Raw genomic sequence first — 1,271 nt, 5'->3', positions numbered from 1 at the left:
TGACGTTGCCCCCAACTTCTATCCAGCGTGAAGTAGACTCGGGCGGTTGGTTTGGCCGATCTGGCCGGGGTGAGTGACGGGGGCTGGCGCGGAGCTGGTCATTGAGCGGAGCGGCAGATCCCGTCGCGGGTTGAAGGTGTTGGCGTATTCGGCAGGCGTCATCCAACCCAAGCGCGAGTGAGGGCGGTGCAGATTGTAATCGGCGCGCCAGGACGCCACGGTGGCCCGGACGTGAGCAAGCGATGGGAACAGGGTCTCATTGAGCAGTTCGTCCCGCAGTCGTCCGTTGAAGCTCTCGATGAAGGCATTCTGGATCGGCTTGCCTCGAGCAATGTAGTGCCAGTCGATCCCCATCCGGTCAGTGAAGCCCAGGATCGCATTGGACGTGAACTCAGTCCCATTGTCGCTGACGATCATCTTGGGGCGTCCTCGAGTAGCCATCAACGTCTCCAGTTCTCTGGCAACGCGCAGACCAGACAGCGAGGTATCGGCAACCAAGGTCAGGCATTCGCGTGTGCAGTCATCAACCACCGTCAGCACCCTGAATCGCCGACCGTCCGTCATCTGGTCAGAGACGAAGTCCAGAGACCACCGATCGTTTGGTGCGATTGGGATCAGCATCGGCGCCCTGGTGCCCATGGCTCTCTTGCGGCCACCTCTACGGCGCACCATCAGCTTCTCTTCACGATAGATCCGGAACAGGCGCTTGTGATTGACGTGATATCCTTCTCGCCGCAGCAGGACGTGCAGGCGCCGATAGCCGAACCGTCGCCGCTCGTGGGCAATGGCCTTCATCCGATCGCGCAGCACGATGTCATCGGTCCGAAGCGCCTGGTAGCGCATCGTCATCCGGCAACATCCCAATACTCGGCACGCCCGCCGCTCGCTCATCCCATAGGCCGTCTGGAGATGGGCAACAGCATCCCGCTCGGCGGCGGGCGCTACCATTTTTTTCCAAGAAGATCTTTCAGCGCGGCATTATCGAGCATGCTGTCGGCCAGCAGCTTTTTGAGCCGGGCGTTCTCCTCCTCGAGCGCCTTCAGTCGTCGGGCCTCGCTGACATCCATGCCGCCATACTTGGCCTTCCATTTGTAGATGCTGGCGTTGCTGACGCCGTGCTTACGGCACAGGTCGGCAACGGGAACGCCGGTCTCCTGCTCCTTCACGATCGCGATGATCTGCTCTTCGGTGAACCTGGTTCGCTTCATCTCTGGTCCTTCTGATGGGCCAGAGCCTACTTCAAACTGGATTAGGCGCAGGGGGCAACGTCA

Annotated in this window: 1 protein-coding gene; it reads right to left on the bottom strand. The window is 60.6% G+C overall.

Going from position 1 to position 1,271, the window contains the following annotated elements; all coding sequences use genetic code 11:
• Nucleotides 1-18: 18 nt before the first annotated feature.
• Nucleotides 19-1,208 (bottom strand): IS3 family transposase gene (locus DevBK_RS20985; protein WP_317186943.1). Its coding sequence is split into 2 segments (ribosomal slippage): nt 19-950 and nt 950-1,208, totalling 1,191 coding nucleotides; the frame shifts between segments, so codons are not numbered across the junction.
• Nucleotides 1,209-1,271: the final 63 nt, after the last annotated feature.

Origin of the sequence: Devosia sp. BK (assembly GCF_032907385.1) — a bacterium.
Taxonomy (GTDB): Bacteria; Pseudomonadota; Alphaproteobacteria; order Rhizobiales; family Devosiaceae; genus Devosia.
Note: the sequence above shows the minus strand (reverse complement) of the source record. Positions and strands in the feature narration are given on the sequence as shown.